The following is a 26,550-nucleotide window of genomic DNA, read 5'->3' as shown; positions in this document are numbered from 1 at the left end:
CCGTAATTAGTGACCGATCGTTCGGGAAGTAATTCTTGCAGATCGCCTCGTCACCGGCAAGCCGACGCGGACCCGGCCGCCGCTCAGCGCGTGTCGTGATCCTCGAAGATCAGAGCCGTCTTCGTATCGCGCACCGACGGAATGGCCGTGAGCTCCTCCAGCACGATCCGCCGCAGGTCTTCGTTGTCGCAGGCCCGCACCAGCAGGATCACGTCGAAGTCCCCGCCGACGAGCGCGATGTGCTCCACCTCGGGGATGCGCCCGAGTTGATCGCGCAACTCCTGCCACGACGCCTGATCGACGCGCATCGTGACGTAGGCCGACGAACCGCGCCCGACGAGCACCGGATTCACCTTCGCCGTGAAGCCGGTGATGACCCCGTCGTCGACCAGCCGGGAGAGCCGCGCGTAGGCGTTCGCGCGTGAGATGTGGGCGGCTTCCGCGACCGCGGAGATGGATGCGCGGCCGTCGCGACGCAGCTCCTGGACGATGCGCAGATCGACGTCGTCCGCGGGTGTGCGCATTCCGTCCAGCCGACCGCCACCATCCGTTCCCATGATGGACAGTATGACGCAGAATCGGCGACCCGGGCACGCTTCGTCTCGAAAGTGATCCGGAACTGGCGTCACCGATCCGAAAGGCCCACCCTGAGAGGAAGAGACGTCTTTCAAAGGAGAACGGATGCTCCCCGACACTGTGCTGCCCGAGAGCCTGCTTCCACGCCGCGATCCGGTGCAGTTGATCGACCCTTCCGGCGCGGTCCAGCCCGATGAGACCTACGCGCTCCCCGCGCGTGACCGGCTCATCGACGGCTACCGCCACCTGGTCATCGGCCGCCGGGTCAACGACCAGGCCAGTGCGCTGGTCCGCCAGGGCCGACTCGCCGTCTACCCGTCGTCCCACGGCCAGGAAGCATGCGAGGTCGCTTCGGCCCTCGTGCTGTCCGACCAGGACTGGCTGTTCCCGACCTATCGCGACACCGTCGCCGTCCTCAGCCGTGGTGTCGACCCGGTCGAAGCCTTCTCGCTGCTCCGCGGCGACTGGCACTCCGGCTACGACCCCCACCGCCACAACGTGGCACCCCAGTCGACCCCGCTGGCCACACAGCTGCTCCACGCCGTCGGCTTCGCCCACGCCGCCAAGCTCCGCGGCGAGGACACCGTGGTGCTCGCCGTCTGCGGCGACGGGGCCACGAGCGAGGGCGACTTCCACGAAGCGCTGAACTTCGCGGCCGTCTTCCATCTGCCCGTTGTCTTCTTCGTGCAGAACAACGGCTACGCCATCTCCGTCCCGCTGCGCAGGCAGCTCGCGGCGCCCTCGATCGCGCACAAGGCGATCGGGTACGGGATGCCCGGCCAGCGCGTCGACGGCAACGACCTCGCCGCTCTGCTCTCGGTCCTGGGGGATGCGGTCTCCGCCGCCCGCTCCGGAGGCGGCCCGCGCCTCATCGAAGCCGTCACCTACCGCATCGAGTCGCACACCAACGCCGACGACGCCACCCGGTATCGCACCGACGACGAGGTCGCTCCGTGGCGGGAGAAGGACCCACTGCTGCGCATCCGCGCGTACCTGCGCGGGCTGGGTGTACTGGGCGACGGAGACGAGGCCGAGATCCACAGCCAGGCGGAGCGGGTTGCCAGCAACCTGCGTGACGGGATGAACGCGGACACCGCACCCGAGCCATCCGACCTCTTCGACTACGTGTACGCGACCAGGACCCCGCAACTGCAGGAGCAGGCGGCGATGCTGGCGGCCGAGATCGAAGCCGACGCCCAGATCGCAGCAGACGCACAGATCGCAGCCGACGCACAGATCGCAGCAGACGCACAGATCGCAGCCGAGATGCAGACGGGAGACCTTCGATGACACTCATGCACGATGCCGACCTCCGGGCGGACACGACCCCGACGCCGACCATGACGATGGCGCAGGCGCTCAACCGCGCACTCGCCGACGCGCTCGAAGCCGATCCGTCCGTGCTCGTCTTCGGCGAGGATGTCGGACCTCTCGGCGGCGTCTTCCGGATCACCGACGGCCTCACCGCCCGGTTCGGCGAAGAGCGCTGCTTCGACACCCCGCTTGCCGAGGCCGGAATCGTCGGCAGCGCCGTCGGTCTCGCCATGAACGGGATGCGCCCCGTCGTCGAGATGCAGTTCGACGCGTTCGCCTACCCCGCCTTCGAGCAGATCGTCGACCATGTCGCGAAGATGGGCAACCGCACGCGCGGTGCGGTGCGTCTGCCCCTCGTGATCCGCATCCCGTACGCGGGTGGGATCGGCGGGGTCGAGCACCATTCGGACTCGTCGGAGGCCTACTACGCGCACACGCCCGGCCTCACGGTCGTCACGCCGGCGAATCCGCAGGATGCGTACGGCCTGCTCCGTGCTGCGATCGCGTATCCCGACCCGGTGATCTTCCTGGAGCCGAAGAAGCTCTACTGGACGAGTGGGCCGGTCGACACGACGGCGCCGCTCCCCGAGCTGGGTCGCGCGAAAGTCATCCGCGACGGAACCGACGCCACGATCATCGCCTACGGGCCTTCCGTGCCCGTCGCACTCGCCGCCGCGGACGCCGCCGCCGAGGAGGGCCGCAGCCTCCAGGTGGTCGATGTGCGCAGCATCGTGCCGTTCGACGACGAGACCGTCACCGCAGCAGTCCGGTCGACCGGGCGCGCCGTCGTCGTCGCCGAGGCGCCCGGCTTCGCGAGCGTCGCATCCGAGATCGCCGCCCGCGTCTCCGAGCGCTGCTTCCACTACCTCGAGGCCCCCGTGCTCCGGGTCACCGGGTTCGACACACCGTTCGCACCGCCGAAGCTCGAGGAGTACTACCTTCCCAGCGTCGACCGGCTGCTCGACGCGGTCGACCGTCTGCAGTGGGATGACGCTGTCGACGACGGGAGCGGCGCATGACGGCCCAGGTCTTCCGGCTTCCCGACCTCGGCGAAGGCCTGACCGAGGCGGCCCTGGTCCGCTGGCTCGTGAGCGTCGGCGAAGCGATCGTCGTCGACCAGCCCGTCGCCGAAGTCGAGACCGCCAAGTCGGTCGTCGAGGTGCCGTCGCCGTTCGGCGGCACGGTGAGCGCGCTGCACGGCGAAGAAGGCGAAGACCTCCGGGTCGGGGCGCCGCTCATCGAGGTCGACGACGACTCCAGCGCAGCTCCCCTCGAGCCGGTGCCGGGGCAGGCACAGGATGCGCCGTCTGCTGCACCCACCGACCCGGCCCCGCAGCGCTCCGGCAACGTGCTCGTCGGCTACGGGACGACGGAGACCCGGCACACGGGTCGGCGCCGTCGCGCCGCGCTCGTCGGAGCGCCGACACGCGTGGCCGAACAGCCGGCGACGGCGCCAGTCGTCCCGGTCGCTCGCGCCGCACCGCCCGCAGCCGTTGCGCCCGCTCTGGCTGCGCCCCAGCACGGCGCCGCCTCGCCGCATCCGGTGATCTCACCCGTCGTGCGCCGGCTCGCCAAGACGCGCGGGCTCGACCTGGCATCCGTCGCCGGGTCCGGTCCGAACGGCCTCATCACGCGACGCGACGTCGAGACGGCGACGCCAGGCGCTTCCGCGCGCGCCGTCGCGCAGGCCGGCACAACGGATGCGCGGACCGGCCTCGGTCTCCGCTCCGTCACCCCGCTCGGCATCTTCCGCCGCACGGTCGCCGCGAACATGACACGCAGCAGGAGCGAGATCCCCGAGGCGACCGTCTGGGTGGATGTCGACGCGACCGACCTGTGGGAGCTGCGCTCGCGGATGCGGCTGGGCGACCGGAATCCCTCGCTGCTCTCCTTCATCGCGCGGTTCACGCTGTCTGCGCTCGCCACCTACCCCGTGCTCGGCGGGCGTCTCACCCCTGACGCCGCCTCGATCGAAGAGTTCGACGGCGTGAACCTGGGGTTTGCCGTCGACACGCCGCGAGGCTTGGTCGTCCCCGTGGTGCGTCACGCCGAATCCCTCACCCTCCGCGAGCTGAACGGCGAGTTCGACCGCCTGACGCGTGCCGCCCGCGACGGACGCGCCGCGCCCGCAGAGCTCGCCGGCTCGACGTTCACGATCAACAACTACGGCAGTCTCGGAGTCGACGGCAGCGCGGCGATCATCAACCACCCCGAGGTGGCCATCCTCGGTGTCGGACGGTTCATCGAACGCCCGTGGGTGGTCGACGGCTCGATCGTGCCGCGCCGAATCGTCCAGCTCTCGCTCGTCTTCGACCACCGGGTGTGCGACGGCGGGGTCGCGGCGGGGATGCTCCGGGCGGTGGCCGACTCGATCGAGCATCCGTTCGACCTGATCGCAGACGCCCAACCCGCCTGACGCCCCGCACGCCTGACGCCCCGCCGCCTGACGAGCGGTTCGTCAACGGGACGGGGCGTCAGAGGGACGGGGCGTCAGCGGGGTCGGAGCCAGAACTCGCTGACTTGAGCGGCGAGGGCCCTCCCCTGCTCGTGACCGGCCCGAGCGGCGGCGGGCCTCAGCGACAGATCCATCGCGTTGGTCCCGAACAGGTGCTCGCTGTCCGGAGAGATCGTCTCGACCGTGCTGCCCGATTCCTGCAGCTCCTCGACCTGGGCCGCCAGCTGCATGCCCCAGTCGAGCGGATGCATGGTCCTGCCGCCGAACGGCGACAGCACCAGCACGCGCTCATAGCCGGCGGCGAGATCGGCGTTCTCGTTGCGACTGTAGCCGCCGTCGATATACAGTCGGTCCCCGATCCTGTAGGGAAGGCCACTGGAGCAGCTGGCGGCTACCGCGTCCGCCAACTCGACCCCGCTGTTGCGGTCGAAGACGACCGGCTCACCGGTCGTAGCGTCGACTGCCGTGATGAGCACGGCTCGTCGCGGCCAGTCCTGGCTGGGCAGCCGCGCCGCGACGGTGGCTCGCCACTGTGCCGGCCAGGTGCCGTCCGACGCCGCATCCAGCTCGAGCGCCGACGCGCCCATTCTGCGGCGCATGTCGGCAGCATCCTCGGAGGCAGCGATGATTGCGCGGAACCGTGCGAGGTGGTCCGTCACCGGTCGGATCGGTGCGTTTCCCCGGTCCGATCCGGCCGTGGCCGGGGGTTTCGGAGGTGCAGCGGAGAGGATGTCGCCAAAAAGCTCGGCTGGGGTCCGGCCGGCCAGCTGGGCCGCCGCCGTCGAGCCGGCCGACGTGCCGACGGTCAGGTCGGCGCCTGTCACGTCCAGCCCGGCATCGGACAGGCCGGCGATGACGCCGATCAACCAGGCGTTGCCGGTCGATCCGCCGCCGCCGAGGACCAGCGCCCGCGTCGCCGGACCGGGCTGCAGGAGAGAAGAAGGTGTTGTGTTCATGGGAGTCGCCTTTCGCGAAGTGCCTGACGGGCGCTCCCGGGGCGACTAGCTCAGTCGCGCGATCGTGGACTGCAGGGGAGCGCCCACTGTGGATACTGCGTACATGGGTCTCACCTCCTGCCGATGAACAACGATCACTGGAACGTTAGCACGTGGTCGCCCAGACACCGCCAGCCCTGACACCCGCCATAGGCTGGAGCGGTGACCGACGACCCTGACAGCCGCCGCCGTCCCGCCATACCCCTCTGGCTCGCGATCGTGTTCGCACTGCTCTGCGGTGCGGGCGTCGCCCTGCAGTCGCGCATCAACGGCGAGCTCGGCCGTCGCCTCGACGACGGCTTCGTCGCAGCCACGATCTCGTTCGGGACGGGCCTGCTGATCCTCGTCGTCGCGCTCGCCGTCGCACCGACAGGGCGCCGCGGGCTGGCGCGGGTCGGGGCCGCCCTTCGTTCGCGCAGCCTTCCCTGGTGGTATGTCCTGGGCGGAAGCGCCGGTGCATTCCTCGTGCTCTCGCAAGGTCTCACCGCGGCCGTGCTCGGTGTCGCGCTCTTCACGGTGGCGATAGTTGCAGGACAGACGGTGAGCGGTCTCGCACTCGACCGCATCGGGCTGGGCCCCGGAGGCCGGCGTCCGCTCACTCCCGCGCGAATCACCGGCGCCGTGCTGGCGTTGGTCGCGGTCACCTGGTCGGTCTCCGCGCAGCTCACCGGCGATGTCCCGCTCTGGATGCTCATCCTGCCGCTGATCGCGGGACTCGGAATCGGCTGGCAGCAGGCCGTGAACGGTCAGGTCCGCGTCGTCGCCTCCAGCGCACTCAGCGCGACGTTCGTCAACTTCGTGGTCGGCACCACCGTGCTGGTGATCGCCACCCTGGTGCACTCCTCTTTCGCGGGCTGGCCCAGCAGCCTCCCGAGCGAGTGGTGGCTGTACCTGGGCGGCGCGATCGGCTGCGTGTTCATCGCGGGCGCATCGCTGCTCGTGCGGATCACCGGCGTGCTCATCCTGGGGCTTGCGACCGTTGCCGGTCAGCTGCTGACCGCGCTCGCCCTCGACCTCGTTCTGCCGAGCGGGTCGCACCCCATCGCGTGGACGACCGTGGCAGGCACGCTGCTCGCGCTGGTCGCAGTGGCCGTCGCGAGCATCCGGTGGCGGGCGCCGGGCGTCATTCCAGCACGCTGAGGTAGCGCTCCGGGTCGATCGAGATGCGGTGGCCTTCGCGCGAGCCCTCCGGAACGCCGCCCACGTACAGCCAGCCGAGGAGCCTCTCGTTCTTCGCGAGTCCGTGGGCCTTGTGGACCGCCTTCGAGCGCGTGTGGCCTCCCGTCCGCCAGAACACTCCCCAGCCGGCGTCGTGCAGCAGCAGGCTCAGCGTGTGGGCGACTCCGGCCGCGACAGCGTCCTGCTCCCAGCCGGGAACCTTGTCGCTCGCGCGCCGGGCCGAGACGATCGCGAGCAGGAGTGGCGCGCGAAGGGGCTTCTGAGCGAGCTTCTCCGCATCGGGACCGCGTGCGCCCGCATCCTTCACGAAGGCCCGCCCGAGCCGCTCACGCGCCTCGCCGCGGAGCTCGATCACCCGCCAGGGCCGGAGGGAACTGTGGTCCGCCACCCGCCCGGCCGCCGCGACCAGGGGCAGCAGCTCGTCGTGCGTCGGGGCGTCGTCGGTGACCAGCGAGTACGATCGCCGGGCAGCGACGGAGTCGAGGAGCGAACCCACCCCGCTACTCTGCCGGAGTGAAGTTGAGGGAGATCGAATTCATGCAGTACCGGTCTCCCGTCGGCGTGCCGAACCCGTCGTCGAAGACGTGGCCAAGGTGAGAGCCGCAGCTCGCGCAACGGACCTCGGTGCGGACCATCCCGAGGCTGTCGTCCTCGATGAGCTCGACCGCCTCAGGGCGCACCGACTCGTAGAAGCTGGGCCAGCCGCAGCCCGAGTCGAACTTCGTTCCGCTCTTGAACAACTCGGCGCCGCACGCCGCACAGGTGTAGAGGCCTGCGCGCTCCTCATCGAGCAGCTCGCCCGTCCACGGGCGCTCGGTCGCAGCCTCGCGGAGCACGGAGAACTGGTCGGGGCTGAGCTCCTGACGCCACTCCTCGTCGCTCTTCGTGACGTTGTACTCCATGGCGAGGTGTCCTTCCACTGCGATCCGGGCCGAGATATCAGCTTCAACACTAAACGCCATCCCGCGACCTGCCCGCCCGCTTGGGCGAACACTCAGACACGCGCAAATAGTATGAAGCGCACATCCGGGGTCCGGTCGAAGTGAGGTGAGCGATGGCGGAAGCGTCCAACGATCGCAGCCGCCCGTCCACGGTTCACGATGAGCTGACGGAGCGCGACGAGGCGATACTCGCCTTCGAGCGGCAGTGGTGGCGTCATGCGGGCGCGAAGGAGCAGGCGATCCGTCAGGACTTCGGCCTGTCTGCGGCGCGGTACTATCAGCTGCTCGGCGCGTTGATCGATTCGCCGGCCGCGCTCGCCCACGACCCCATGCTCGTCAAAAGGTTGCAACGCCTGCGCGATGCGCGCTCGGCCGCACGACGCGCGCGAACGCTGACGCCCCACGACTGAGGACCCCCACCGAACAGATGGCAGAGAAATTCCCGAAGGATCGCTTCGATGTGATCCCCGACGACATCCAGCGTGTCGGCGCCCACCGAGCTCCCCACCAGAAGGGGCGCGGCTGGATCGGCTTCGCCTGGGCCGCCGTCGCGACCATCCTCCTGATCGGCGTCGGAGTGTTCGGTCTCTACCTCATCAACGGCAGCATCGCGTTCAACGGGTCGCCGACCGGCTCGCACACGCCGACAGCGACGCCGACCCCGACGCCGACGATCACCCCCACGGTCGATCCGAAGCTCAACGTCACGGTGCTCAACGGGACGACGACGGCCGGGCTGGCGAACCAGGTCGGCGACGCCCTCGTCGCGAAGGGATGGAAAGTGGTCTCGCGCGCGAACGCGAGCCAGTCGAACATCACCACCACCGTGGTCTACTACTCCGACCCGAAGAACGCGGCAGCGGCGCTCGGCGCCGCACAGTCGCTGCCCGGCGCGACGACCGCCCTGACGCAGGACTTTGTGGAGACGGGGGCCGATCTCACGGTGGTGGTCGGGAGTGACTACAAGGCTCCTGCCGGATAGGCCGTCTCACCGGGGGTTCCGGTTCGCGATGTTTCGGGCGTGTTTAATTCACGACCATTTCGGGTAATTTCACGACCTATTCGCGTTGTCTCCATTCATCAGGACCATCGGAAGCATTAGTATCTGGTTTCAACGCGCTGGTGAATGTGCTACGCGCGGACGAAACACAGCAATGGGAGTAATAGATGGCGAACGGAACCGTGAAGTGGTTCAACGCTGAAAAGGGCTACGGCTTCATCACCGTCGATGGTGGGGGACAGGACGTTTTCGTTCATTACTCCGCTATCGACATGAGCGGCTACAAGGTTCTCGAAGAGGGCCAGCAGGTCGTTTTCGAGGTCGGTACCGGCAACAAAGGCCCCCAGGCCGAGTCGGTGCGTCTGGCGTAGCACAGCACGACTACTGATTCGAACGCCGTCCGGACATCCGGGCGGCGTTCGTTCGCGTCGGGCGTCGACCGTACTGACCGGTCCCGCCCCGTTCACTTGCACTCCCGGCATCCGAGTGCCAGAATCGTCCTAGCACTCGACGCGTTCGAGTGCTAACAATGAACTCGGGCATTCGCCCGGAAGTTCCGTATCTTTCGCAGACGTCCGGGAGGGACGAGAAACAACCATGGCAAAGATCATTGCTTTCAACGAGGACGCGCGCCGCGGCCTCGAGCGTGGCCTGAACATCCTGGCCGACACCGTGAAGGTGACGCTTGGCCCGCGCGGTCGCAACGTCGTGCTCGAGAAGAAGTGGGGCGCTCCCACGATCACCAACGATGGTGTCTCCATCGCCAAGGAGATCGAACTGGACGACCCCTACGAGAAGATCGGTGCCGAGCTCGTCAAGGAGGTCGCGAAGAAGACCGACGACGTCGCAGGCGACGGCACCACCACCGCCACCGTCCTCGCCCAGGCCCTGGTCAAGGAAGGCCTCCGCAACGTGGCCGCCGGTGCAGACCCCATCACCCTGAAGCGCGGCATCGAGAAGGCCGTCGAGGCTGTCACCGCTGAGCTCATCGCGTCGGCAAAAGAGGTCGAGACCAAGGAAGAGATCGCGGCGACCGCGTCCATCTCCGCGGGCGACACCACCATCGGCGAGATCATCGCCGAGGCGATCGACAAGGTCGGCAAGGAGGGCGTCGTCACCGTCGAGGAGTCGAACACCTTCGGCACCGAGCTCGAGCTGACCGAGGGCATGCGCTTCGACAAGGGCTTCCTGTCGCAGTACTTCGTCACCGACCCGGACCGCCAGGAGGCGGTGTTCGAAGACCCGTACATCCTCATCGCGAACCAGAAGATCTCGAACATCAAGGACCTCCTGCCCATCGTCGACAAGGTGATCCAGGCCGGCAAGCAGCTCCTGATCATCGCTGAGGACGTCGACGGTGAGGCTCTGGCCACGCTCGTCGTGAACAAGATCCGTGGCATCTTCAAGTCCGTCGCCGTCAAGGCTCCGGGCTTCGGCGACCGCCGCAAGGCCATGCTGCAGGACATCGCGATCCTCACGGGTGGCCAGGTCATCTCCGAAGAGGTCGGCCTCAAGCTCGAGAACGTCACGCTCGACCTTCTCGGCCAGGCACGCAAGGTCGTCATCACCAAGGACGAGACGACCATCGTCGAGGGTGCGGGCGACCCCGAGCAGATCGCGGGCCGCGTCGCCCAGATCCGTAACGAGATCGAGAACACCGACAGCGACTACGACCGTGAGAAGCTCCAGGAGCGTCTCGCCAAGCTCGCCGGCGGCGTCGCCGTCATCAAGGCGGGCGCCGCGACCGAGGTCGAGCTGAAGGAGCGCAAGCACCGCATCGAAGACGCCGTGCGCAACGCGAAGGCGGCCGTCGAAGAGGGCATCGTCGCCGGTGGTGGCGTCGCACTCATCCAGGCCGGCAAGAACGCGTTCGCGAAGCTCGAGCTGACCGGCGACGAGGCGACCGGTGCGAACATCGTTCGCGTCGCCATCGAGGCGCCGCTCAAGCAGATCGCGATCAACGCAGGCATGGAGCCCGGCGTCGTCGTCGAGAAGGTTCGCAACCTGCCCGTCGGCCACGGCCTCAACGCCGCGACCGGTGAGTACGTGGACATGCTGGCCGCCGGCATCAACGACCCGGTGAAGGTCACCCGCTCGGCGCTGCAGAACGCAGCCTCCATCGCGGGCCTGTTCCTCACCACCGAGGCCGTCGTCGCCGACAAGCCGGAGAAGAACTCGGCTCCGGTCGGCGACCCGACCGGTGGCATGGACTTCTAAGCAGTCCTGAAACACGCAGAGGGCGTCTCCCGCACGGGAGGCGCCCTCTTCGCGTGCGCCGGCTGGCGTCTCCCGCACGGGAGGCGCCCTCTTCGCGTGCGTCGGCCGCCCGCGCCGGCGTCGCGGTCCCGCCTCGCCGCGGCGCCGCTGCCTACCGTTCCGGCCCACTGCCACCGTCGAGCCGTCAGTAGGTACCCGAATTCCGCGCCCTTTCGGGGAGTTGGTGACGACTCGAGCGAGGGCGGCCCGAACGGCCGAACGACCGGATGCCGAGGCGTCAGTAGGTACCCGAATTCCGAGCTCTTTCGGGGAGTTGGTGACGACTCGACGGGCCAGACGGGCGACGGAGCGGCAGGGCGCCCCGTCGGGGCCGGGGGCCGGGGGGCCTGGGGGCCGGGGGGCCTGGGGGCTACGCGGCGGGGGTGGCCGGCTGGGGTGCGGCCGGCGAGCCGGCGAGCGGGAGCGCGACGCGGAAGGTCGCGCCGCCGCCTTCGGTCTCGACGACCTCGACCGTTCCGTTGTGGGCCGCCACGATCGACGAAACGATCGCGAGGCCCAGGCCGCTGCCGCCCGTCTCACGGGCGCGGGAGGTGTCAGCCCGCCAGAAGCGCTGGAAGATCTTCTCCCGGATCTGCGGCGGGATGCCCTCGCCGTGGTCGATCACTTCGAGGATCGCCCGCTCGGTCTGGTGATTGACCTGCACCAGGATCTCGATGGGGCTGTCGTCCTGGGTGAACCGCATCGCGTTTCCCATGAGATTGGTGACGACCTGGCGGATCTTGTTCTCCTCGGCGAGGACGATCGCGGGATCGCTGGGCGGTGGAACTGGCGCCTGCACCACCGGTTCCGTGATGACGGCCGTGCCGCCGGCGCGACGGGGACGGCGGCTCCGCAGCCGGGCGAGTGTCGCCCCGGCGAATGCGATCGGGCCGGTGGTCGTGTTCGAGGTCGCCTGCGTTCTGGCCAGGGGCATGTCGCTCATATCGAGCGGCTCCGTCTCGGTCTCGTGGCGGCGCAGCAGGGGCTCGGGGGTGAGTACCGTGACCACGCGACCGGGCGACGAGGCCATCGCGTCGAGGGCCGCGTCGCGGGCGATCGGGACGAGGTCGACCGGCTTCAGGTCGAGCGGCTTTGTCTCGTCCAGGCGGGCCAGTTCGAGAAGGTCTTCGACGAGACCGCCCATGCGGATCGCTTCCTTCTCGATGCGGTCCATCGCCTGGGCGACCTCTTCTGGCGTCTGCAGAGCACCCATGCGGTAGAGCTCGGCGTAGCCGCGCACGGAGACCAGGGGCGTGCGCAGTTCGTGGCTGGCGTCGCCGACGAATCGGCGCATCTGCTCGATGGTGCGTGCGCGGTCGTTGAAGGCCCGGTCGATCCGGTTGAGCATGGTGTTGAGCGAACGGTTGAGGCGCCCGACTTCGGTGTTCGGGGTCGCTCCTCCGAGGCGCTGGCTGAAGTCGCCGTCGGCGATGGCAGCAGCAGTCTGCTCGACCTCACGGAGCGGTGCGAAGGTGGTCGTGACGAGCATCCGCGTGAGGCCCGCTCCCACGATGACGACGATCACTCCGAAGCCCAGGAAGATCGCCAGGTAGCTGGCCATGATCGTGTCGATCTGGTGGGTGGATGCCGCGACGATCGCCGTGCCGTATGCGCCGGCGGGCGACGTGAAGGTCACCAGTGAAGCGCTTGCGCGGTAGAGCGTGTGCTTGTCACGGCTGTTGAGGTAGAAGCCCGACTGGCTCATCTCGCGGCCCTGGGTGAGGTCGACCTTGCCGGGCACGACCGGGCGCTCGGCGGCGGGCTCGTTCTTCCAGTTGTAGTCGATCAGCTTGCCATCGGCGTTGTAGAGCGCGACGAAGTAGTCGGAGGCACTCCCGTCCGACGCGATCCTGTCACTGTTGCTTGTGCGGGAGGCCAGGTAGGAGTTCAGGTTGTTCGGCTGCGAGGCGGCGTTCAGCTGCGCGTCGAGCTGCGTCAGCAGCACGGGCTTGAGCATCGCCATCGTGCCGATGCCCGAGACGAGCAGCCCGAGCGTCAGCATCAGGACGGTCACGCCCGTGATCTTGGTGCGTAGTGAGACCGCGTTCCATCGATCCAGGAGTGATTCGTGCATGAGGCCGCCAGTTTATGCAGCGAAGCTGGGCCAACAGTGAATGAGGGTTAGACCTTCGCCGCTTTGAGCATGTAACCGAAGCCGCGCTTGGTCTGGATGAGCGGTTCGCTCGAGTGCGCATCCACCTTGCGGCGGAGGTACGAGATGTAGGACTCGACGATGCCCGCATCGCCGTTGAAGTCGTACTCCCAGACGTGGTCGAGGATCTGCGCCTTGCTGAGCACCCGGTTGGGGTTGAGCATCAGGTAGCGGAGCAGCTTGAACTCGGTGGGGCTGAGCTCGATGCCGGTGTCGCCGACGAACACTTCGTGGGTGTCCTGGTCCATGGTGAGCTCGCCCGCCCGGATGACGGCGTCTTCGTCGGCCTGCATCGTCCGGCGCAGGATCGCCTTGATGCGGGCGACGATCTCGTCGAGGCTGAACGGCTTGGTGACGTAGTCGTCGCCTCCGACGGTCAGGCCGGTGATCTTGTCTTCGGTGTCGTCCTTAGCCGTGAGGAACAGGATGGGCGCCGTGTAGCCTGCGCCGCGGAGGCGTTTGGTGACGCCGAACCCGTTCATGTCGGGGAGCATGACGTCGAGGATGATGAGGTCGGGTTCCTCTTCGAGGACCGCGGAGATGGCCTGAGCACCATTGCCGACGGCACGCACGGCGAAACCGGCGAAACGGAGGCTGGTGGTGAGGAGATCGCGGATGTTGGGCTCGTCGTCGACGATGAGAATGCGTGGTCCGGCGTTCATGGCACCTATTATCTGCGCGTTGACTGGGACTTGACTGTGAGACCGCGGTGTGCGCACGGTGGCGGACGTGTGACCGGCGTGCGAACGGCCCGCGAGCGCTCCGCGAATGCCCCGCGAGTCTGATCCGCGCCCTTGACGAAGCCGCGGCCTGACCATAGCTTCGGCACAGAAGGCGACGGAAGGAACCCACCCATGGCCGAGCGCACCAGCGTCATCGTCGGAGGGGGACTCGCGGGCGCCACGGCCGCGACGACACTCCGCGAACGTGGCTACGACGGACGCATCGTGATCGTCGGCGCGGAGGCGCACGATCCGTACATCCGCCCCCCGCTGTCGAAGGAATACCTGAACGGAGGCGACCGCGACGATGTCTTCGTGCACCCAGCGCAGTGGTACCGGGACAACGACGTCGACCTGGTCCTCGAGACCACAGTCGCGTCGATCGATCCCGGCGCCCACGAGATCGTCTTCGAGGAGGGCGGCCGCCTGGCATACGAGCGCCTCCTGCTCGCAACCGGCGCCGCCCCACGCCGCCTCACCTTGCCCGGGTCCGACCTCGACGGCGTCCACACGCTGCGCACCCTCGACGACAGCGATGCGCTGCGCGCTGAGCTCTCGAGCGGCGGCAGGCAGGTCGTTATCGCCGGCTCCGGGTGGATCGGGCTCGAGGTCGCGGCAGCGGCGCGCCTGTACGGCAACGAGGTGACCGTCGTAGGCCATGGAGCAGTTCCCCTCGAGCACGCACTCGGAGCGGAGCTCGGCTCGGTCTTCGAGCAGCTGCACCGCGACCACGGCGTCAGCTTCCGGATGAAGACGGCGGTGGCTGAGCTCGGCGGGTCGGCCGGCCGGGTCGATGCCGTGACGACGGATGCGGGCGAGCGGCTGCCAGCGGATGTGGTCGTGGTCGGGATCGGGGCCTCGCCGAACACCGGCCTGGCCGAACGGGCCGGGCTCGCGCTCGGCAACGGCATCACGACCAGCGCGTCAATGGAGACCAGCGCAGCCGACGTGTTCGCTGCGGGCGACGTCGCCGACCCGTACCTGCCTGCGATCGGGGAGCACCTGCGCAACGAGCACTGGGCCAACGCCATCGCCGGTGGAAAGGTGGCGGCCGCTGCGATGCTCGGCGAAAACGCCGAGTACGACGACATCCCGTACTTCTACACCGACCAATACGATCTGGGCATGGAGTACTCCGGCTACGCGCCGCTGGCACGCGGTGCGGACATCGTCTACAGGGGAGACAGGGCCGCGCGGGAGTTCATCTCGTTCTGGGTCAGGGACGGCCGGGTCGTCGCGGGCATGAATGTGAACGTGTGGGACGTCAACGAGCAGGTACAGAGACTGATCCGGTCGGGCGTGCAGGTCGACCGAGCGCAGCTTGCGGATGAGGATGTTCCCCTTGACGCTCTCTGACGAAATCGCGGCCGCCACGGGCTCGCGCGAGCCCTACCTGCCGCCGTTGCGCATCCCCGTTCGCCGTATCGGCGCCCGGACGTTCGACTTCTCCCGCCAGGTCGCGGTGATGGCGGTCGTGAACCGCACACCCGACTCGTTCTACGACCGGGGCCGCACCTTCGCCCTCGACGCCGCCGTCGCCGCCTCCTTCGCTGCCGTGGCAGACGGGGCCGACTGGGTCGACATCGGTGGCGCGCCCTTCGCGCCCGGCGCGCCGATTCCGGCCGCCGAAGAGGCGGACCGGGTGGTGCCGGTGATCGCCGAGCTCCGTGCGGGATCGGATGTGGTCATCTCCGTCGACACGTTCCACGCGCAGGTCGCGCGGGAGGCCATCCGGGCAGGGGCCACGGTCGTCAACGACACGACCGGCCTCAGCGACCCCGCCCTGCTCGACATCGTCGCCGACAGCGAGGCGACGCTCGTCATCACGCACAGTCTGGCGACCCCGCGAACGCCGTATCCGCGTCCGCACTACGACGACATCGCCGCCGACATCGCTCGGTACCTGATCGAGCGGGTCGAGCGGGTCATCGCATCCGGCGTGCCGGAGGAGCGGATCGTCGTGGACCCGGGTCACGACCTCAACAAGAACACCCTCCAGTCGCTCGAACTGACGCGCAGGCTCTCCGAGATCGCCGACCTCGGGTTCCCCACGCTCGCCGCGGTGTCGAACAAGGACTTCATCGGCGAGACGCTCCGCGCAGACCGCGCCGCGCGACTCGAAGGCTCGATCGCCGCAGCCGTCGTCTCGATCATGAACGGGGCGCGCATCATCCGGATGCACAACGTCGCGGCCTCGGTCGCGGCGGCGAGGATGACGGAGGCCATCCTCGGCCTGTGGACCCCGCAGGGTCTGCGCCACAACATGGGGGAAGCCAATGAGTGAGGCGTCGATCTCCCGGGCGTACCCGCTGCCGGCGCTGGAGGACCTCAGCGACGACGACATCGCGAGCCTCTACGGCGAACGCGTCGGAGCGCCGCCCTGGGTGCGGGTCAACTTCGTGTCCAGCGTCGACGGGGCCGCGACCCACCAGGGGCTCTCGAGCGGCCTGTCCGACGGCGCCGACCAGCGGGTGTTCGCGATGCTGCGCCGGCTCTGCGACGTCGTGGTGGTCGGCGCGGGCACCGTCCGGGCCGAAGGCTACGGCGCCATGCGGGTCGATGATGCGTCGCAGCGTGCGCGCACGCGGTCGGGCCTCGCTCCGCATCCGGTCTTCGCCATCGTCTCGGCGAGCCTCGACCTCGACCCGGCGGGCCCGATCTTCGCCGATGCGCCCGTCCGGCCGATCATCCTGACCACCGAGCTCGCACGCAGCAGCGCGCGCCTCACTCTCGAGCGCGTCGCGGACGTCGTGGTCTGCGGGCACGAGCGGGTGCAGGCGGATGTGCTGGTGCGCGTCCTCGCCGAACGCGGACTCGGGCGCATCCACTGCGAAGGCGGCCCGCACCTGTTCGGCGACCTGGTGGCCGCATCGGTGCTCGACGAACTGTGCCTCACCCTGAGCCCGCGGCTCGAGGCCGGAATCGCGTCCCGGATCGCGGCCGGCGAGTCCCCGATCATGCCGGTCGGCCTCAGGCTCGCGCACACGCTCGTCTCCGGCGACACTCTGCTGCTGCGATACCTGCGCGGCTGAGCGCGCCTGCCGCCCCAGAGGGTCGCGCTGCCTCAGGCCGCCAGCGAGTGCGCGTCGAGGATCGTGTAGCTGTACCCCTGCTCGGCCAGAAAGCGCTGACGGTTCTGGGCGAAGTCCTGGTCGACCGTGTCGCGGGCGACGAGGGTGTAGAAGTTCGCGGAGAGGCCGGACTCCTTCGGCCGGAGCAGCCGCCCGAGCCGCTGCGCCTCCTCCTGTCGCGAACCGAACGAGCCGGACACCTGGATCGCGACGGTCGCCTCGGGGAGGTCGACGGAGAAGTTCGCCACCTTGCTGACGACGAGCACGGGGGTCGTGCCCTCCCGGAACTCCTGGTACAGGCGTTCCCGTTCGTCGACCGGTGTCGCTCCGGTCAGGCGAGGGGCGTCGAGCGCATCCGCCAGTTCGTCGATCTGGTCCAGGTACTGGCCGATGACCAGGATGCGTTCGCCGGCGTGCCGCTCGACCAGCCGGCGCACCACGTCGAGCTTCGCCGGGGCGGTCGCGGCGAGCCTGTACCGTTCTTCGTCGGCCGCGGCCGCGTAGGAGAGCCGGTCTGACTGCGGCAGGTCGATGCGCACTTCGAAGCAGGACGCCGGGGAGATGAAGCCCTGCGCCTCGATCTCCTTCCACGGCGCGTCGAACCGTTTCGGGCCGATGAGGCTGAAGACGTCGCCTTCACGGCCGTCTTCGCGCACCAGGGTCGCCGTGAGTCCGAGGCGCCTGCGCGCCTGGAGTTCGGCGGTCAGCTTGAACACCGGCGCGGGCAGCAGGTGGACCTCGTCGTAGACCACGAGGCCCCAGTCGAGCGCGTCGAGCAGGGCGAGGTGTGCGTACTCGCCTTTCCGCTTGGCCGTGAGGATCTGGTAGGTCGCGATCGTGACCGGACGCACCTCTTTCACCTGGCCGGAGTATTCGCCGATCTCTTCGGCGGTGAGCGTGGTGCGGCGCAGCAGTTCGTCACGCCACTGGCGCGCGGAGACGGTGTTGGTCACGAGAATGAGCGTGGTGGTCTTCGAGGTGGCCATCGCGCCGGCCCCGACCAGGGTCTTGCCCGCGCCGCAGGGGAGCACGACGACACCGGAACCGCCGTCGAAGAAGCTCTCGACCGCCTTGTTCTGGTAGTCGCGGAGGTGCCAGCCCTCTTCGACGAGGTCGATCGGGTGCGGCGTCCCCGGTGTGTAACCAGCGAGGTCTTCGGCCGGCCAGCCGAGTTTCACGAGCTCCTGTTTGAGCTGGCCACGCGCCCAGGCCGCGACCACGAACGTCTCGTCGTCGAGCCGTTCCACGAGAAGCGGGCTCACCCGTTTCGCTCCCGCGATCTCGGTGAGCACCGCCAGGTCGTTCGAGCGGAGTACGAGTGTGCCGTCCTCGGCCCGGTCGATGACGAGCCGCCCGTACCGTGCGACGGTCTCGCCCATGTCGACGGCGACCGTCTGGGGTATCGGGAACTTCGAGTAGCGTTCGAGCGTCGCGAGCATGTCCGCGGCGGTGTGCCCGGCAGCCCGCGCGTTCCACAGCCCGAGCCTCGTGATCCGGTAGGTGTGGATGTGCTCGGGGGCGCGCTCGAGTTCGGCGAAGATCGCGAGATCGTGGCGCGCGTCTTCGGCGGCCGGATGCGCGACCTCGAGGAGCACGGTGCGGTCGCTTTGGACGATCAGGGGGCCGTCGGACATAACCGTTGAGTCTACGCCTCGCTGCCCGTCTCTCCGCTCGCGGCGGCCTCCGCCGGACTCAGACCCCGGATGCTCGAGAGCGGGAGCGTGCGCTCGATGTCGGCCTGGCGGTCGCGACCGCGCAGGCGACCTCCACCGAGCCCCGTCGGTTCGAGAAGGTACTCGACGACGCGTCCGTCCGGCATTGCCACGCTCACGGTCACGGTCGCCTTGCCTCGGATGGCGATGTCGAGCTGTCGCGCCAGCCATTGGGCGCCGGTGTCGGGCCCTTCCGCCTGCTCGGCCGCGCGCAGGCGCTCGACGAGGGCTTTCGCCGGGTTCGGCGCGGGCGGGGGAGCCGTCGGCGCCACACGATGCCGGTGCAGCCCGACGATCGCCCCGTCGGTGTCGATGGCGGCGACGGGATAGCGCGCATCGCTGAGCGCCCAGAAGACGACATCGCGGGGGAACCTGCTGACCAGCCGCGTCGGTGCCGTGCGCACGAGCGCGATCGGGCGCAGTGCCTGGTCGACTGCGATGGTGGTGAGGAGCGCGGTGTCGTCGGACTGCACGAGGGTGTGTGCGCCCGTCTCGCGATCCCCTGCGGGAGCATCCAGGTCGGCGACCCGCACCCGGCCGTACCGCTCCGCTGCGTCAGCGATCAGGTAGTCGAGCGGCTGTGGCAGGCCGGTCAGCGAGATCTGAGCGAGGAAGGCACGGATCGTCTCGGCCGTTTCGCCCTCCGCGATCGCACGCACCAGGCTCGCCGAGGACACGCGGTACGTGGATGCGAGGGCACGGCTCTCGACGTCGGCGAGCATGCGCAGGCGGGCATCGACCGCGGGCGTCAGCGGGCCTGGAGACACGATCGTGAGATCGTGCTGCAGGTAGACATGGTCGACTTCTGGCGGGAACAGCGCGGCGAAGGCCGTGGCGGCCTCGCCCGGCCCCGACTCGAGCAGGAGTGTGCCCGCCGAGCTCGGCGCCTGGCGCGCCGTGATCCCCAGCCATTCCGCGTCGCGAGTGTAGGCGGTCACCCTCGCCCGCATGGCGTCGCCCGCTGCCGGATAGGCCCAGTCCACGAACTCGTGGAGCCTTTCGCCCCAGACGGCGTGCGCACGGTCTGCCAGGACACTGCGCAGGTCTGCGGGGAGGGCATCCCGCCAAGCGGACGCGAGCACGCGCCAGCGGTCCGCCGTCGGCTCCTGCTGCCACAGCGCACCCGCGTCGGTCGGAAGCCAGGTCGCATGCTCGAGACCGATCAGGCCGGCGCGCGCGGCGATCGAGACGACGGTCGCCACATCGGTGACGTCGACGCCCAGAGCAGCGGCGATGCGCTTCGTCGCGGGGAGCGCGAGGCCGCCCTTCTGCAGTTCGCGTGCGCCCTCGCGCTGAAGTTCCGAGACGAGTTCGGTGACCGTCGACACGGCCAGGAAGGCGCGCTCGGAGGCCAGACGGTCGCTGAAGCGCTGCTCCGTGTCGGGAACCGGCGCGAGCGCGTGCGGGGGAGGCGCGCTGATCAGTTCTGCCGGTGAGGGGAGCCCGAGCTCCGGCCAGGACTCCAGCTGGGCGCGCACCCCGTCGTAGAGGCTGTACGTATCGCCTTCGTGCAGCGTCAGGAGAAGCGAGGCGGTCACGTCGAGGCGTGCGGCGACCGCATCCGGTTCCTGCGGCGGGATCGCGCCGGCGCTGTAGAGCAGGTCAGCGACACGCTGCGCGGTCGCGGGGGCACCGGATGCGGTGAGCGCAGCCAGCACCGCGAGCGTCGGCCGGTCGAACCCTGCGAGCGCCCGCTGCACCGACTCGCGGTCGAGAAGCGCGTCGGCCAGGTCGAAGAAGTCGTCGATCCCGTAGCGCGGCGTTCCCCGCACCGCCAGGGCAGCGGCCAGTGCGTCATCGTCGAGGGCGCGCAGCCGCGCAGCGAAGACGAGTGTGCTGGTCATCGGCCCGACCTGCCCATGTGCATGCCTGTTCGGCCGGGCTCAGCGCTGCGAATTACGATTCGCGCGGCTCCTCTGCCTGAAGTTGTCGATCAACACGACGATGAGGAGCACGAAGGCGATCGGCAGGCCGATCAACGGGATGAAGAACACCGTCGGCCAGATCCCGCTCCCCGATCCCTGTGCTGCGAACGCGCCGAGGGCCGTGCCTGCGATGATCGCCACGATGGCGAGCACGGAGAGGATGAAGAGCCCGGCGATGATGAACGCAAGGGTGCGCTGGAGCCGGCTGGAGGCCGGCGGGGTCTGTTGGGTCACGAAATCAAGGATAATTGAGGTTGGTCACAAGATTCCCCATGTGAAAGAGGTTCCCATGCCTACCGGCAAGGTCAAGTTCTACGACGACGAGAAGGGCTTCGGCTTCATCAGCTCCGATGACGGCCAGGAGGTCTTCCTGCACGCCTCGGCTTTGCCTGCCGGCGCGGTGGTCAAATCGGGCACGCGGCTCGAGTTCGGCATCGCCGACGGGAAGCGCGGTGCGCAGGCGCTGTCGGTGCGCGTCCTGGATGCGCCGCCGAGCCTCGTCAAGATGAGCCGCAAATCGGCCGACGACATGGCGATCATCGTCGAAGACCTCGTGAAGCTCCTCGACGGGATCGGCTCGAACCTCAAGCGCGGCAAGTACCCCGACAAGGCGCACGGCGCGAAGATCGCGGCCGTGCTCCGCCGGGTTGCGGACGACCTGGATGCCTGACGACAGCGACGTGACCTCTCCCGACGCGGACGCCCCCGAGGCGGAGGCGACAGAGGCGGTGGCGACCGAGGCGCAGGCGACCGAGACGGACATGCCCGGAGCGGCGGCGGCCGATGTCGAGGCTCCCGAAGCGGAGCCGACGGCCGACCCCGAGCTGCTGGGGGCGGTCGACCTGGCACGCGCTGCGCTTTTCGCGGTCACTCCTGAGGCGACCGTCGGCCCCCTCGTCGGGCACATCGTCGAGGGCGAGCACGTGCTGTCGCTCCTCTTCGACAGCGCGCTGCCGGGTTACCCCGGCTGGCGCTGGTCGGTGACGATCTCCCGCCTCGACGGCGAGGCAGAGCCCGGCGTCCTCGAGACGGAGCTCGTGCCGGGCGAAGCGTCGCTGCTCGCACCGGACTGGGTTCCGTGGTCGGAGCGACTCGCGGACTACCAGGCCTCGCAGGAGGCCCTGGCCGCAGAGCGCGCGGGTGACGATGAGGATGCGGACGACGAGGATGCGGACGAGGAGTCCGAGGACGACCTGGACGATCTCGATGAGGACGAAGACGAAGACGACGACGATGACGATGACGCTGTCGTGCCCGTTCTGCACAGCGGCGACATCGACGGTGTCGACATCGACTTCGACGACCCTGAGCTCGATGACGATGCCGACGTCGACGTCGCGCTCGACCTCGAGGCCGAGGAGTCAGCGGCGCTTGATGCTGACGTAGACGAGACCGACGACGCCGAGTCCGAGGCCGAGGAGGACGGTCCAGAGCCACCAGCCGTCCCCGGCGGCCGCGAGCCGTCCGGCGAAGACCAGGACTAGCACCAGGGCGACGAGCCAGAGGACGAGGCCGGTCGCGATCGCCTTGCGGTCATCGGTCGCCACCGGCACAGGATCGGGCCGGCGTTCGCTGTCGCGCAGCCAGAGTCTCATCGTCCGCTCACTCGCTGGTGTGCATCCGGTCAGCCGAGGCGTTCCACGACGTACTCGATCGACGAGATCAGGGCACGGACATCGTCGGGCTCGATCGCGGCGAATGTGGCGACGCGCAACTGGTTGCGGCCGAGCTTGCGGTAGGGCTCGGTGTCCACGATTCCGTTCGCCCGGAGGGTCTTCGCGATGGCGGCCGCATCCACCGACGCGTCGAAGTCGATCGTGACGATCACCTGCGAGCGGTGGGCCGGATCCGCCACGAACGGCGTGGCGTAATCCATGCGCTCGGCCCAGTCGTAGAGCGCGCCCGACGATTCGGCGGTGCGCGCCGACGTCCAGGCGAGGCCGCCGTTGGTGTTCATCCACTCGACCTGGTTCTCGAGCAGCAGGAGCGTGGCGATGGCCGGGGTGTTGAGCGTCTGGTTGAGGCGCGAGTTGTCCACCGCGTTCTTGATGCTGAGGAATTCGGGGATGTAGCGGTCGCTCGACGCGATGCGCTCGACCCGCTCGATCGCGGCGGGCGAGAAGAGCGCGAACCACAGACCGCCGTCCGATGCGAAGTTCTTCTGCGGGGCGAAGTAGTAGACGTCGGCCTCGGCCGCATCGAAATCGACCCCACCCGCGGCGCTCGTCGCATCGATGACCGTCAGAGCGCCGGTGTCGCCGTGCACCCGGCGGATGGGTGCCATCACTCCGGTCGACGTCTCGTTGTGCGGCCAGGCGTACACGTCGACGCCTGGGACGGGTTCCGGTTCGGAGCGCGAACCCGCCGGGGCTTCGATCACGTGCGGCGCCTCGAGCCAGGGCGCTTTCGCGGCTGCCGCGAACTTGCTGCTGAACTCGCCGAAGACCAGGTTCTCGCTGCGGGTCTCGATCAGGGAGAACGCTGCGGCGTCCCAGAACGCGGTGGAGCCGCCGTTGCCGAGCACGACCTCGTAGCCGTCCGGGATGCGGAACAGCTCGGCCAGGCCCGTGCGAGTGCGACCGACGAGGTCTTTCACAGGCGCCTGGCGGTGCGAGGTGCCCAGGAGCGCAGCGCCGGCACCTGCCAGATAGTCCACCTGTTCGCGTCGGACCTTGGACGGTCCGGCGCCGAATCGGCCGTCGGCGGGCAGCAGATCAGAAGGAATGGTCACATCCGGCATAAACCGAGTCTATTGGCACTTGTGGATAGGTGGAGCGAGGCCGTCACGGCCAGACAGTAGGCTCTATACCGTTGTTGACGCCCGGATTCCGGGCGCTGAGGTGGAGGTGGCGATGACCGATCTGATTGATACGACGGAGATGTACCTTCGCACCATCCTCGAGCTCGAAGAAGACAACATCGTGCCGCTTCGCGCCCGTATTTCGGAGCGTCTCGGGCACTCGGGTCCCACCGTCTCGCAGACCGTCGGACGGATGGAACGCGACGGCCTCGTCGTGGTCTCCGGCGACCGGCACCTCGAACTCACCGGCGACGGCCGGCGCAAGGCCGTCCATGTCATGCGCAAGCACCGGCTCGCCGAGCGGTTGCTCAGCGACGTGATCGAACTCGAGTGGGAATACGTGCACGAAGAGGCATGCCGGTGGGAGCACGTGATGAGCGAGCAGGTCGAGCGCAAGCTCCTCACCATGCTCGGGCACCCCACCGAATCGCCTTACGGCAACCCCATACCCGGGCTCGACGAACTGGGTGACGTCGCCGATCCCCGCTCCACCCAGGGCCTGCTGAACCTCGTCGACCTGGTCGCGGGCCAGAACTCGGGGGTGACTGCCAGCATCCGTCGTCTCGGTGAGCCCGCCCAGGTCGATCCAGAGCTGCTTCTGCAGCTCAAGCAAGCGGGCGTTTTTCCTGGCTCGACCGGCACTTTCTCTGCCGCAGGCTCGTACGTCCTCGTGCAGATCGACGGGTACGAAGCCGGCCTTGAACTGCCCAACGAGCTTGCCGCTCACATCTTCGCGGACGCCTCATAACTGTTACCAGTTTGTTAAAAACCCGTTTGGGGGATGTGACAAACCGTGTGGAACCCCGTAATGTCGAACGAGTTCACAGGCCTGAAGCCGGCCGCTGGACCCGGAAAAGGACGCTCCACCCCCCACGCCGTCTCCTTTTACCGCGAAGCCGAAGCTATAAGCATCAGGGACGGGGCAGCTACCTAGTGCTGTCGGAGCGCAGGAGGTTTATACCTTGGCTCCATTAGGTACACCCGATTCTGAAAAGAATCCCCCCGAACCCGATCAGACGACCCCACAGGCAGCACCCTCGTCGAACGATCACGTCACCCGAAGGTCCCTCCGTGCTGCGGAGACCACTTCGCGTGCATCCGCACCCCGGACTCCCGCACCGCGGACCCCGGCGGCGCAGGCACCCGGTGCCCGTGCATCCGTCGCCGTTCCCGCTGAGGCGACGAAGGCTCTGGCGCCGACGAAGGCCCTGGCGGCAAAGAAGCCGGCGTCGCGCAAGCGCGTCAAAGGCAGTGTCATCAACGTCGCCGTTATGACGCTTGCCGCCGGTCTCATCGCGACCATGGCGATCCCGGCCTACGCCTTCAACCCCCAGGCTGCTGAGAGCTCCCAGTTCAAGGCGTCGGCGATCGACGGCATGCGCAAGGCGCAGTCGCAGAGCGTCCAGGTTCCGCAGACGGTCGCCCAGGCGGCCGTCACGCGCGACGCGGCCACCGCCACGACCGAGGCTGCTCTCGCCAGCCAGAAGGCGGAAGCCGAGCGCCAGAAGGTGGCCCTCCAGTTCGCCGCCTACAGCCAGGCCTACACCGGCCCGTCGGTCAGTCAGTTCCTGGCCAGCCCGCCGTACCCGAAGTTCAGCCTCTCGCAGGTGTTCAGCGTCGCCCAGCAGTACATCGGCGTGCCGTACGTCTTCGGCGGTGCGACCCCTGCCGGCTTCGACTGCTCCGGCTACGTGATGTTCGTCTACGCGCAGTTCGGCATCTCGCTCCCGCACTCCGTGTCGGGTGAGGCCGCCCGCGGTACGCGGATCTCCATCGCGAGTGCGGTCCCCGGCGACCTCATCGTCATGCCCGGTCACATCGGTTTCTACGCCGGCAACGGAAACATCATGGACGCTCCGGATTCCGGTCGCTCCATCTCCATCCGCCCGATCTGGACCTCCGACTATTACGTCGTCCGGCTCGGCATCTAGCCCCAACGCATTCTCCCCGCGGAGCCCAACGGCTCAGCAACACTGTGTGAACAGTGGGTTTCACAGCACGGAATCGGCGCGCCACGAATATGTGACGCGCCGATTCTGCGTTAGCCTGATGCCCTGACACCGTGAGAGATCCCGGGAGTGCCACATGGTTACGTCGTGCAGCGTCCACACCGCGGACGCGCGCGGCCTTTTCTACCTTCGGCACAGCAGTCAAACCTGCCGCCACCATTCCGTGGCTTCGATGGGCGCTGTCCGTGTGACAGTGCCCTTTTTGTTTGCCTGCACCCGCATCCCGAACGATGTCATCTCGCCGAACGTCTGGAAGCCATCCAGCCGGTTCAGAAAGGTTTGACATGCGCACACTGGTCCTCAACGCCGGCTACGAGCCGCTCGCCGTCGTGTCCTTCAAGCGGGCTCTTGTGCTCGTCATGAATCAGAAAGCCACGGTCGTCGAGATCGACGAAGACCACCCGGTGTGGGGAACGTCCGGCAGCTACGATCGGCCGGCGGTGATCCTGCTCACGCGTTACGTGCGCATCCCACGCGGTCGAGCCGTGCCGGTCAGCCGCCGCGGGGTTCTTCGGCGCGACGCGCACCGTTGCGCCTACTGCGGCAAGACGGCGACGACGATCGACCATGTGATGCCGCGCTCCCGGGGCGGAGCGGACAGCTGGGAGAACCTGGTCGCGTGCTGCCTACGCTGCAACAACCTCAAGAGCGACCGCACACCGTCCGAGATGGGGTGGTCGCTGCGGTCCGACCCGCGGATGCCGCACGACGTCTCATGGGTGGTGCGCGGTGTGGAGAGTGCGCAGCCGAAGTGGGAAGAGTACCTGGCGCCCGCCGCCTGAGTCAGGCGGAGTGAGCGGAAAGCGTCGAGTCGACGCCCCAGGCCCGAATGACGCTTTCCGTGCGATCAGACCTCCTGTATGCGTCGATGTGGGCGACGACCTCGCGGCTCCACGCATTGAAACGGCGGATGATCGCGGCGCGCGAATTCGAATCGGATGCGGGTGCATCCAGGGAGCCGTTCCTGCCCCGGTCGGCTTTCGCTGTGACGAACATCGCGCCGCCCTTGGTGAGCTCCTGCTCCAGCCAAGACTTCAACCACGGCTCATCGTCGGAAATCGCTGCGACATTCGCACGCAGTTCGGCGAACCGGCGAGCGATCCGGTCTCCGCCGATGAGGTCGGATTCGCTCAAAAGCAGTTCGTCCAAGGTCATTCTGGTCGCTCTCAATGCGTCGTCGCTCATTCGCTAAGCGTAACCCCGCCGTGGGGAACCTACGGTCCCGCTCCGGTAAACTCGGGTGGTCAGCCTCTGTAGCTCAATGGAAGAGCAGTTCCGTCCTAAGGAAAGGGTTGGGGGTTCGAGTCCCTCCAGGGGCACTTTGTGATGAGTCGGGACATAGGTCTCACCTGAGTCGCGACTTAGGTCTCATCTAGGAAGCCCCTGGCCATCGGCCGGGGGCTTTTTGGTTGTTGCGCCAGTAGGTGCGGGTGGGGTCGATGT

At 68.3% G+C, this 26,550-nt stretch carries 27 protein-coding genes, 1 tRNA gene and 1 pseudogene; 17 read left to right on the top strand and 12 right to left on the bottom strand.

The window, feature by feature from the left end:
* Positions 1-83: 83 nt before the first annotated feature.
* On the bottom strand, positions 84-557 hold the full coding sequence (locus tag G3T36_RS00140) for an Lrp/AsnC family transcriptional regulator (RefSeq protein ID WP_240148209.1): 474 nt from the start codon (positions 555-557) through the stop codon (positions 84-86).
* Between the two features lie 124 nt (positions 558-681).
* Between G3T36_RS00140 and pdhA the strand changes: the two genes are divergently transcribed.
* The 3 genes from pdhA to G3T36_RS00125 are packed head-to-tail and all read left to right on the top strand — an operon-like array spanning position 682 to position 4,306.
* Positions 682-1,866, top strand: coding sequence for a pyruvate dehydrogenase (acetyl-transferring) E1 component subunit alpha (pdhA, locus tag G3T36_RS00135; RefSeq protein WP_163287419.1), 1,185 nt, complete (start codon positions 682-684; stop codon positions 1,864-1,866).
* Positions 1,863-2,909 (top strand): alpha-ketoacid dehydrogenase subunit beta, encoded by a 1,047-nt coding sequence (locus G3T36_RS00130; RefSeq protein ID WP_193570831.1) that lies wholly within the window; start codon positions 1,863-1,865, stop codon positions 2,907-2,909. Before pdhA ends, G3T36_RS00130 begins: the two co-directional genes overlap by 4 nt.
* Complete coding sequence (locus tag G3T36_RS00125) at positions 2,906-4,306, top strand: dihydrolipoamide acetyltransferase family protein (protein ID WP_163287418.1); 1,401 nt, start codon at positions 2,906-2,908, stop codon at positions 4,304-4,306. Before G3T36_RS00130 ends, G3T36_RS00125 begins: the two co-directional genes overlap by 4 nt.
* Positions 4,307-4,380: 74 nt before the next feature.
* Here G3T36_RS00125 and G3T36_RS00120 read toward each other — a convergent pair whose 3' ends face one another.
* On the bottom strand, positions 4,381-5,301 hold the full coding sequence (locus tag G3T36_RS00120; RefSeq protein WP_163287417.1) for a patatin-like phospholipase family protein: 921 nt from the start codon (positions 5,299-5,301) through the stop codon (positions 4,381-4,383).
* 201 nt (positions 5,302-5,502) lie between these two features.
* Between G3T36_RS00120 and G3T36_RS20060 the strand changes: the two genes are divergently transcribed.
* Positions 5,503-6,480: a DMT family transporter gene (locus G3T36_RS20060; protein WP_163287416.1), complete on the top strand. Its 978-nt coding sequence runs from the start codon at positions 5,503-5,505 to the stop codon at positions 6,478-6,480.
* Here the strand turns inward: G3T36_RS20060 and G3T36_RS00110 are convergent.
* Both G3T36_RS00110 and msrB read right to left on the bottom strand, forming a co-directional pair.
* Complete coding sequence (locus G3T36_RS00110; protein ID WP_163287415.1) at positions 6,464-7,015, bottom strand: nitroreductase family protein; 552 nt, start codon at positions 7,013-7,015, stop codon at positions 6,464-6,466. The two genes, G3T36_RS20060 and G3T36_RS00110, sit on opposite strands and share 17 nt — an antisense overlap.
* 4 nt (positions 7,016-7,019) lie before the next feature.
* Positions 7,020-7,421, bottom strand: coding sequence for a peptide-methionine (R)-S-oxide reductase MsrB (gene msrB / locus G3T36_RS00105; RefSeq protein ID WP_163287414.1), 402 nt, complete (start codon positions 7,419-7,421; stop codon positions 7,020-7,022).
* A 152-nt stretch (positions 7,422-7,573) separates the two neighbouring features.
* Here msrB and G3T36_RS00100 point away from each other — a divergent pair, with 152 nt between their 5' ends.
* From G3T36_RS00100 to groL, 4 genes are all read left to right on the top strand, one after another.
* Positions 7,574-7,870 carry a DUF3263 domain-containing protein gene (locus tag G3T36_RS00100; RefSeq protein WP_163287413.1) on the top strand — a complete coding sequence of 99 codons (297 nt, stop codon included), beginning with the start codon at positions 7,574-7,576 and terminating at the stop codon, positions 7,868-7,870.
* Between the two features lie 17 nt (positions 7,871-7,887).
* A complete protein-coding gene (locus tag G3T36_RS00095) occupies positions 7,888-8,442 on the top strand; it encodes a LytR C-terminal domain-containing protein (protein WP_163287412.1) in 555 nt (184 codons plus the stop codon).
* Positions 8,443-8,627: 185 nt separating this feature from the next.
* Positions 8,628-8,831, top strand: coding sequence for a cold-shock protein (locus G3T36_RS00090; RefSeq protein ID WP_163287411.1), 204 nt, complete (start codon positions 8,628-8,630; stop codon positions 8,829-8,831).
* 226 nt (positions 8,832-9,057) lie between these two features.
* Positions 9,058-10,677: a chaperonin GroEL gene (gene groL, locus G3T36_RS00085; protein ID WP_163287410.1), complete on the top strand. Its 1,620-nt coding sequence runs from the start codon at positions 9,058-9,060 to the stop codon at positions 10,675-10,677.
* A 409-nt stretch (positions 10,678-11,086) separates the two neighbouring features.
* Here groL and G3T36_RS00080 read toward each other — a convergent pair whose 3' ends face one another.
* Positions 11,087-12,790, bottom strand: a complete 1,704-nt coding sequence (locus tag G3T36_RS00080) for a sensor histidine kinase (RefSeq protein WP_163287409.1) — start codon at positions 12,788-12,790, stop codon at positions 11,087-11,089.
* A gap of 47 nt (positions 12,791-12,837) precedes the next feature.
* On the bottom strand, positions 12,838-13,530 hold the full coding sequence (locus tag G3T36_RS00075; RefSeq protein WP_163287408.1) for a response regulator transcription factor: 693 nt from the start codon (positions 13,528-13,530) through the stop codon (positions 12,838-12,840).
* A 192-nt stretch (positions 13,531-13,722) separates the two neighbouring features.
* Between G3T36_RS00075 and G3T36_RS00070 the strand changes: the two genes are divergently transcribed.
* Genes G3T36_RS00070 through G3T36_RS00060 form a run of 3 tightly spaced genes read left to right on the top strand, consistent with a single transcriptional unit; the run spans position 13,723 to position 16,622 of the window.
* The gene (locus G3T36_RS00070) at positions 13,723-14,946 is read left to right on the top strand and encodes an NAD(P)/FAD-dependent oxidoreductase (protein ID WP_163287407.1); all 1,224 of its coding nucleotides are present in this window, start codon (positions 13,723-13,725) and stop codon (positions 14,944-14,946) included.
* Positions 14,924-15,874 (top strand): dihydropteroate synthase, encoded by a 951-nt coding sequence (folP, locus tag G3T36_RS00065; RefSeq protein WP_163287406.1) that lies wholly within the window; start codon positions 14,924-14,926, stop codon positions 15,872-15,874. Before G3T36_RS00070 ends, folP begins: the two co-directional genes overlap by 23 nt.
* Positions 15,867-16,622, top strand: a complete 756-nt coding sequence (locus G3T36_RS00060) for a pyrimidine reductase family protein (protein ID WP_163287405.1) — start codon at positions 15,867-15,869, stop codon at positions 16,620-16,622. Before folP ends, G3T36_RS00060 begins: the two co-directional genes overlap by 8 nt.
* Before the next feature lie 32 nt (positions 16,623-16,654).
* Here the strand turns inward: G3T36_RS00060 and G3T36_RS00055 are convergent, their stop codons facing one another.
* Genes G3T36_RS00055 through G3T36_RS00045 form a run of 3 tightly spaced genes read right to left on the bottom strand, consistent with a single transcriptional unit; the run spans position 16,655 to position 20,532 of the window.
* Positions 16,655-18,295 (bottom strand): DNA repair helicase XPB, encoded by a 1,641-nt coding sequence (locus G3T36_RS00055; RefSeq protein WP_163287404.1) that lies wholly within the window; start codon positions 18,293-18,295, stop codon positions 16,655-16,657.
* 11 nt (positions 18,296-18,306) lie between these two features.
* Positions 18,307-20,217, bottom strand: coding sequence for a helicase-associated domain-containing protein (locus tag G3T36_RS00050; protein WP_163287403.1), 1,911 nt, complete (start codon positions 20,215-20,217; stop codon positions 18,307-18,309).
* Between the two features lie 39 nt (positions 20,218-20,256).
* Complete coding sequence (locus G3T36_RS00045; protein ID WP_163287402.1) at positions 20,257-20,532, bottom strand: hypothetical protein; 276 nt, start codon at positions 20,530-20,532, stop codon at positions 20,257-20,259.
* Positions 20,533-20,587: 55 nt separating this feature from the next.
* Between G3T36_RS00045 and G3T36_RS00040 the strand changes: the two genes are divergently transcribed.
* Both G3T36_RS00040 and G3T36_RS00035 read left to right on the top strand, forming a co-directional pair.
* The gene (locus G3T36_RS00040; RefSeq protein WP_163287401.1) at positions 20,588-20,968 is read left to right on the top strand and encodes a cold-shock protein; all 381 of its coding nucleotides are present in this window, start codon (positions 20,588-20,590) and stop codon (positions 20,966-20,968) included.
* Positions 20,961-21,782, top strand: a complete 822-nt coding sequence (locus G3T36_RS00035; protein WP_163287400.1) for a DUF3027 domain-containing protein — start codon at positions 20,961-20,963, stop codon at positions 21,780-21,782. The genes G3T36_RS00040 and G3T36_RS00035 overlap by 8 nt, the downstream gene beginning before the upstream one ends.
* On the opposite strand, the pseudogene G3T36_RS19615 reads toward G3T36_RS00035, so the two are convergent.
* A pseudogene (locus G3T36_RS19615) lies at positions 21,723-21,893 on the bottom strand (DUF2530 domain-containing protein); the annotation flags it as partial. The gene G3T36_RS00035 and the pseudogene G3T36_RS19615 sit on opposite strands and share 60 nt — an antisense overlap.
* A gap of 29 nt (positions 21,894-21,922) precedes the next feature.
* Positions 21,923-23,038 (bottom strand): phosphoserine transaminase, encoded by a 1,116-nt coding sequence (serC, locus tag G3T36_RS00030; protein WP_163287399.1) that lies wholly within the window; start codon positions 23,036-23,038, stop codon positions 21,923-21,925.
* Positions 23,039-23,150: 112 nt separating this feature from the next.
* Between serC and G3T36_RS00025 the strand changes: the two genes are divergently transcribed.
* The 3 genes from G3T36_RS00025 (at position 23,151) to G3T36_RS00015 (ending at position 25,889) form a co-directional block, all read left to right on the top strand.
* Positions 23,151-23,846 carry an iron-dependent transcriptional repressor DtxR gene (locus tag G3T36_RS00025; RefSeq protein ID WP_163287398.1) on the top strand — a complete coding sequence of 232 codons (696 nt, stop codon included), beginning with the start codon at positions 23,151-23,153 and terminating at the stop codon, positions 23,844-23,846.
* 214 nt (positions 23,847-24,060) lie between these two features.
* Positions 24,061-25,029, top strand: coding sequence for a C40 family peptidase (locus G3T36_RS00020; protein ID WP_163287397.1), 969 nt, complete (start codon positions 24,061-24,063; stop codon positions 25,027-25,029).
* A gap of 362 nt (positions 25,030-25,391) precedes the next feature.
* Positions 25,392-25,889: an HNH endonuclease gene (locus G3T36_RS00015; RefSeq protein ID WP_163287396.1), complete on the top strand. Its 498-nt coding sequence runs from the start codon at positions 25,392-25,394 to the stop codon at positions 25,887-25,889.
* Between the two features lies 1 nt (position 25,890).
* Here G3T36_RS00015 and G3T36_RS00010 read toward each other — a convergent pair whose 3' ends face one another.
* Complete coding sequence (locus tag G3T36_RS00010) at positions 25,891-26,292, bottom strand: hypothetical protein (RefSeq protein WP_163287395.1); 402 nt, start codon at positions 26,290-26,292, stop codon at positions 25,891-25,893.
* Positions 26,293-26,354: 62 nt separating this feature from the next.
* Between G3T36_RS00010 and G3T36_RS00005 the strand changes: the two genes are divergently transcribed.
* A tRNA-Arg gene (locus tag G3T36_RS00005) sits at positions 26,355-26,426 on the top strand.
* Positions 26,427-26,550: the final 124 nt, after the last annotated feature.

Origin of the sequence: Leifsonia tongyongensis (assembly GCF_010686705.1) — a bacterium.
GTDB lineage: Bacteria > Actinomycetota > Actinomycetes > Actinomycetales > Microbacteriaceae > Diaminobutyricibacter > Diaminobutyricibacter tongyongensis.
The sequence above is the reverse complement of the archived record's forward strand: the minus strand, read 5'-3'. Positions and strand labels throughout refer to the sequence as shown.

What these genes read in the sequence shown, in the direction of transcription:
- G3T36_RS00140 (WP_240148209.1), bottom strand. Translation starts at nt 557, where the DNA reads ATGGGAACGGATGGTGGCGGTCGGCTGGACGGAATGCGCACACCCGCG.
- pdhA (WP_163287419.1), top strand. Translation starts at nt 682, where the DNA reads ATGCTCCCCGACACTGTGCTGCCCGAGAGCCTGCTTCCACGCCGCGAT.
- G3T36_RS00130 (WP_193570831.1), top strand. Translation starts at nt 1,863, where the DNA reads ATGACACTCATGCACGATGCCGACCTCCGGGCGGACACGACCCCGACG.
- G3T36_RS00125 (WP_163287418.1), top strand. Translation starts at nt 2,906, where the DNA reads ATGACGGCCCAGGTCTTCCGGCTTCCCGACCTCGGCGAAGGCCTGACC.
- G3T36_RS00120 (WP_163287417.1), bottom strand. Translation starts at nt 5,301, where the DNA reads ATGAACACAACACCTTCTTCTCTCCTGCAGCCCGGTCCGGCGACGCGG.
- msrB (WP_163287414.1), bottom strand. Translation starts at nt 7,421, where the DNA reads ATGGAGTACAACGTCACGAAGAGCGACGAGGAGTGGCGTCAGGAGCTC.
- G3T36_RS00100 (WP_163287413.1), top strand. Translation starts at nt 7,574, where the DNA reads ATGGCGGAAGCGTCCAACGATCGCAGCCGCCCGTCCACGGTTCACGAT.
- G3T36_RS00095 (WP_163287412.1), top strand. Translation starts at nt 7,888, where the DNA reads ATGGCAGAGAAATTCCCGAAGGATCGCTTCGATGTGATCCCCGACGAC.
- G3T36_RS00090 (WP_163287411.1), top strand. Translation starts at nt 8,628, where the DNA reads ATGGCGAACGGAACCGTGAAGTGGTTCAACGCTGAAAAGGGCTACGGC.
- groL (WP_163287410.1), top strand. Translation starts at nt 9,058, where the DNA reads ATGGCAAAGATCATTGCTTTCAACGAGGACGCGCGCCGCGGCCTCGAG.
- G3T36_RS00080 (WP_163287409.1), bottom strand. Translation starts at nt 12,790, where the DNA reads ATGCACGAATCACTCCTGGATCGATGGAACGCGGTCTCACTACGCACC.
- G3T36_RS00075 (WP_163287408.1), bottom strand. Translation starts at nt 13,530, where the DNA reads ATGAACGCCGGACCACGCATTCTCATCGTCGACGACGAGCCCAACATC.
- G3T36_RS00070 (WP_163287407.1), top strand. Translation starts at nt 13,723, where the DNA reads ATGGCCGAGCGCACCAGCGTCATCGTCGGAGGGGGACTCGCGGGCGCC.
- folP (WP_163287406.1), top strand. Translation starts at nt 14,924, where the DNA reads ATGTTCCCCTTGACGCTCTCTGACGAAATCGCGGCCGCCACGGGCTCG.
- G3T36_RS00060 (WP_163287405.1), top strand. Translation starts at nt 15,867, where the DNA reads ATGAGTGAGGCGTCGATCTCCCGGGCGTACCCGCTGCCGGCGCTGGAG.
- G3T36_RS00055 (WP_163287404.1), bottom strand. Translation starts at nt 18,295, where the DNA reads ATGTCCGACGGCCCCCTGATCGTCCAAAGCGACCGCACCGTGCTCCTC.
- G3T36_RS00050 (WP_163287403.1), bottom strand. Translation starts at nt 20,217, where the DNA reads ATGACCAGCACACTCGTCTTCGCTGCGCGGCTGCGCGCCCTCGACGAT.
- G3T36_RS00040 (WP_163287401.1), top strand. Translation starts at nt 20,588, where the DNA reads ATGCCTACCGGCAAGGTCAAGTTCTACGACGACGAGAAGGGCTTCGGC.
- G3T36_RS00035 (WP_163287400.1), top strand. Translation starts at nt 20,961, where the DNA reads ATGCCTGACGACAGCGACGTGACCTCTCCCGACGCGGACGCCCCCGAG.
- serC (WP_163287399.1), bottom strand. Translation starts at nt 23,038, where the DNA reads ATGCCGGATGTGACCATTCCTTCTGATCTGCTGCCCGCCGACGGCCGA.
- G3T36_RS00025 (WP_163287398.1), top strand. Translation starts at nt 23,151, where the DNA reads ATGACCGATCTGATTGATACGACGGAGATGTACCTTCGCACCATCCTC.
- G3T36_RS00015 (WP_163287396.1), top strand. Translation starts at nt 25,392, where the DNA reads ATGCGCACACTGGTCCTCAACGCCGGCTACGAGCCGCTCGCCGTCGTG.
- G3T36_RS00010 (WP_163287395.1), bottom strand. Translation starts at nt 26,292, where the DNA reads ATGAGCGACGACGCATTGAGAGCGACCAGAATGACCTTGGACGAACTG.